This is a genomic window from Hallella sp. (assembly GCF_037460745.1).
GTDB lineage: Bacteria > Bacteroidota > Bacteroidia > Bacteroidales > Bacteroidaceae > Prevotella > Prevotella faecis.
In genome coordinates this window covers 1-4,311 of record NZ_JAXVAE010000020.1, presented here as the reverse complement: position 1 = coordinate 4,311, position 4,311 = coordinate 1, and the positions used below count along the sequence as shown (strand labels likewise).

At 54.5% G+C, this 4,311-nt stretch carries 3 protein-coding genes and 1 pseudogene; 1 reads left to right on the top strand and 3 read right to left on the bottom strand.

Going from position 1 to position 4,311, the window contains the following annotated elements:
* Window positions 1-57: 57 nt before the first annotated feature.
* Window positions 58-2,070, top strand: a pseudogene (locus WKK33_RS00330) (ATP-dependent helicase); the annotation flags it as partial.
* 199 nt (window positions 2,071-2,269) lie between these two features.
* Here the strand turns inward: WKK33_RS00330 and WKK33_RS00325 are convergent.
* From WKK33_RS00325 to WKK33_RS00315, 3 genes are read right to left on the bottom strand one after another with little or no spacing between them, the layout of a single operon-like run.
* Window positions 2,270-3,298: a nitroreductase family protein gene (locus WKK33_RS00325; RefSeq protein WP_337931978.1), complete on the bottom strand. Its 1,029-nt coding sequence runs from the start codon at window positions 3,296-3,298 to the stop codon at window positions 2,270-2,272.
* A gap of 4 nt (window positions 3,299-3,302) precedes the next feature.
* On the bottom strand, window positions 3,303-3,953 hold the full coding sequence (gene rpe / locus WKK33_RS00320) for a ribulose-phosphate 3-epimerase (RefSeq protein ID WP_337931977.1): 651 nt from the start codon (window positions 3,951-3,953) through the stop codon (window positions 3,303-3,305).
* A 1-nt stretch (window position 3,954) separates the two neighbouring features.
* Window positions 3,955-4,080, bottom strand: coding sequence for a hypothetical protein (locus WKK33_RS00315; RefSeq protein ID WP_262898225.1), 126 nt, complete (start codon window positions 4,078-4,080; stop codon window positions 3,955-3,957).
* Window positions 4,081-4,311: the final 231 nt, after the last annotated feature.

Genomic DNA, 4,311 nt, shown 5'->3' with positions numbered 1-4,311 from the left:
ATATACAAAAGGAGGGTGCACCATAAATGACCATAGTCAATTATGACACACCCTCATGTGGAGGAGTCGCTGCTCTACCTGTCTAAGATTGGGGCGTTGAAGCTCGAAGGCGGATTTCTTGTGCTCTACAATGCCATGGACATTCGCCGGCTGAAGGACAATCGCTTGCGTTATAAGCAGGACGACTACCACACGCTCAACGAGTTCTACAAGCAGAAGATTCAGCAGATACATATAGTAGGCGAATACGCCAATCTGATGGTTAGCGACTATGACGCTGCCCTGCAATATGTGCACGACTACTTTCAGATGGACTATCGACAGTTCATAGGCAAGTACTTCAAGGGAAATCGCATAGAAGAAATAAACCGCAACCTTACTCCAGCCAAATACCGCGAGCTTTTCGGGCAGTTGTCCACGCGACAGAAAGAGATTATTGAGGACCATGAGTCGCGCTGTATTGTGGTGGCGGCTGGGCCTGGCAGTGGCAAGACGCGAGTGCTTGTGCATAAGCTTGCGTCGCTGCTGCTGCTCGAAGACGTGAAGCATGAGCAATTGCTTATGCTAACGTTCTCGCGCGCCGCCGCTACAGAATTCAAGAGCAGGTTGCTGCAACTCATTGGCAATGCCGCCCACTTCGTAGAGATCAAGACATTCCACTCCTACTGTTTCGACTTGCTCGGACGCATAGGCAATCTTGACGACGTTAGTGGCGTGGTGGCAAAGGCCGCTGAGATGATAAACAATGGCGAGGTGGAGCAAAACCATATCGGCAAGACGGTGCTTGTAATAGACGAGGCGCAGGATATGGGCAGCGACGATTATGCCTTGGTGTCGGCCCTGATGTCGGCCAATGAGGACATGCGGGTCATTGCGGTTGGCGATGACGACCAAAACATCTATGAGTTTCGTGGATCCGACTCGAAGTACATGTATGAGTTGAGCAAGGAAGCGGGAGGACGTTTCATCGAAATGACAGAAAACTATCGCAGCTCGCGTCGCGTGGTTGGGGCGGCCAACGATTTCGTTAAGTCGATAAGGAGAAGGTTGAAGAGCGCCCCCATTGTGTCGATGAGCGACGAGGAGGGCGAGGTGAAAATAACACGCCACATCTCTAAACACATGTATCTGCCCGTGGCCGATGAGGTGATGAGGCGTGGCAACGGAACCACGTGCATACTGACACAGACCAATGAGGAAGCGGTCGTGATGCTTGCGTTGCTAAATGGGCGTGGCGTCAAGGCCAAACTGATACAATCGTTGGACGGATTGCGCTTCTGCAATCTGATGGAGATGCGCTATTTCATGAAGTGTGTCAACAGCAGGAAGGTGTCGCCACTCATCGCTGAAGAGGCTTGGGAGGAGGCAAAGCTCAAAACGTTTGGCAAGTATGCAACAAGCAAGAGCTTGCAGTATGTGCGCCGATGTGTGGAGATGTTTGAGCTGACCAACCGCGCTAAATACTATACCGACTTGCGCGAGTTCGTATTCGAGTCGACGATAGAGGATTTCTGTGATGTTTCTGACGCGGAGGTGGTGGTGTCGACCGTCCATAAGTCGAAAGGCCGTGAGTTTGACAATGTGTATATGCTGATATCCGACAAATACGACCACACCGACGATCTTCTGCGTAGATATTATGTAGGAATAACCCGGGCCAAACACAATCTGTACATTCATGCCAATGGCGGAGTGTTTGAGGGTATAAACCATTGTCAGCGCGTTACCGACACTCAGCAATACGCGGTGCCTGAGGAAATCGTTCTGCAACTATCGCACAAGGACGTTTATCTTGATTATTTCAAATATAGCAAACAGGAAGTGCTGGCCTTGCGAGGTGGCGACGAGTTGCTGTATAATGCGCCATATCTGTGTTGTGCACAAACGGGCAAAGCCATTGCCCAACTATCGCAAGGCATGATGGCCAAACTGGCCAAATGGGAAACCCGAGGTTATCATGTGACAGCTGCAAGCGTACGCTTTATTGTGGCTTGGAAATCGAAGAATGCTGCAAAAGATGAGAAAGAGTTGGCGGTGATACTTGCCGACTTGAGGCTGCGGAAGAATTGAGCTTCGAGCATCGTGTTATAAACCCATTGCCGTTTACAAAAGTTTTGCCAACACGACGCCGCCGACAAAACCGGGAATTCCTGGTTTTGTCGGCGGCGTCGTGTTGGGTTAGCGCCTGCCGGTCGCAGGCGGGGTTAGAGCGCCTTGGCCTTGGCGGTGTTGCAGGGCGTTAGAAGCGGGTCGTTGGCCTGCCTATCGGCTATTTGATGAATTGCAGCTTACCCATGTCGCGCGGCTTGGCCTCGGGACTCTCGTCGGGATAGCCCACGGCGAGGATGTAGCAGACGCTGTAGCCCTCGGGCAACTGGAGCTTGTCGAGGTATGGCTTACATGCGTCTGTCGTGTTGAGGAAGCGCACAGGGCCTCCCAGGCAGCAGGTGCCGAGCCCCAGCGACTGGGCAGCGAGCATCATGTTCTCGCCCATGAGGCCGGCATCGACCGAAGGCTGGCCGTCGGGTGTGGCCACACAGATAATGTTGGGCGCGTTGCGAAACATGTTCTTGAAATGGGCGTCGCGCTTCACCTGGTCGGGGTTGGCCTTCTTGAAGAGGTCGGTCACGCCGTCGATCCACTCTCTGTTCTCCACCACGCGCACCTGCCACGGCTGAAGGTTCATGCCGCTGGGCGCGAGGATGCCTGCGCGTGCCACCTGCTCGAGCTTGGCGTGCTCCACGGGGCGGTCGAGGTAGCGGCGCACGGAGCGACGCGCCTCAATGGTCCGCATCACATTGTTGCTCGGGTCGATGGCCTGGGGTGCCCACGCCTTGAAGAAGCGAAGCGTTTTCTCCTTGCTGTAACCCTTGCCTTCCTCCAGGAAACTGGAGTCTTGGATGTGGAGCACGTTGCCGGCCTGGTCGAGCACCACAAACACGGGGAACCCGAACCGCTGCGGACTGCCGAGGCGCTTCATCAGGGCCTCCGACTGTTGTGCCGCCTTGCTGCGCGGGTTGTAGTTGACATGGATATAGGCGAAGTTGTTGGCCACCAGTTGGGCTATCTCGGCGTCGCGCTCCATAAAATCGGCGAAGCGCAGGCACCACGGGCACCAGTTGCCACCCACCTGGCAGACCACCAGGCGGCCTTTGCCCTCGGCGCGCACGGCAGCCAGGGCACTGTCAATCTGGGCCATGGGATCGATGGCCTCGTTATACACTCTCTTCAACGCCGACTGCGCACTGGCCGTCAGGGCGACCAGTGCGAACAGCAGCGACAATGCTATTTTCTTCATGTGCTTATAGGTTCTTGAGTTGATGGATGCGCTCCTCAGGGTTGTCGGCGCGGAACACGTAGCTGCCGCTCACCAGCACATCTACCCCAGCCTTGACCAGAAGGGGGGCCGTTTCGCCGTTCACGCCACCGTCCACCTGGATGAGGGCTTTCGAACCGCTCTCGGCGATGAGCTTGCGCAAGCGGCCTATCTTGGCGTAGGTGTTCTCGATGAAGCGCTGACCACCGAAGCCAGGGTTGACGCTCATCAGGAGCACCATGTCGACATCCTCGATGCAATCCTCGAGCATCGACACCGGCGTGGAGGGATTGAGCGTAACGCCCGCCTTCATACCCGCGTCGTGGATCTCGTGGATGGTGCGGTTGAGGTGGGTCACCGCCTCCACATGCACGTTCATCATCATGGCGCCGATGCGCGCCGTTTGCTCCACGTAGCGCTCGGGGTGAACGATCATGAGGTGCACGTCGAGCGGCTTTTGGCAAATCTTGCCCACCGCCTCGAGCACGGGGAAGCCAAATGATATGTTGGGCACAAACACACCGTCCATCACATCGCAGTGGAGCCAATCGGCCTCGCTGCGGTTAATCATGTTTATCTCACTCTTGAGGTCGGCGAAGTTGGCGGCCAGAAGCGAAGGGGATATAATGGTGCTCATGTCAGTTCATGCAATAGTTGAGTGGACGGCCCGTGAGTTTCGACACACGGTAGGTGTAGGCAATCTGCCTGATCAGCATAAGCGACAATGCCGAGGGCTTGAGTTCTTCCGGAGTAAAATTTTTCATAGGCTTGATAAACGTTAAAAGTGTTTCATGAGAGTAATAACTTGTCCTTTCTATCTTCTTAACGCAAAGAACGTTGCTTTATTATCATCGAACCTAAAAAAATGTGCGCCGCCCCTCTAAATGCCCTATGAGCGACACGCTCGGGAATCCGCCAAGGTTCTACGAACCACTATATGATTGGAGTTTCTGATTTAGGGAAGACGGGCTGAATTATCGTGCAAACCGAATGCA

What these genes read in the sequence shown, in the direction of transcription:
- WKK33_RS00315 (WP_262898225.1), bottom strand. Translation starts at nt 4,080, where the DNA reads ATGAAAAATTTTACTCCGGAAGAACTCAAGCCCTCGGCATTGTCGCTT.
- rpe (WP_337931977.1), bottom strand. Translation starts at nt 3,953, where the DNA reads ATGAGCACCATTATATCCCCTTCGCTTCTGGCCGCCAACTTCGCCGAC.
- WKK33_RS00325 (WP_337931978.1), bottom strand. Translation starts at nt 3,298, where the DNA reads ATGAAGAAAATAGCATTGTCGCTGCTGTTCGCACTGGTCGCCCTGACG.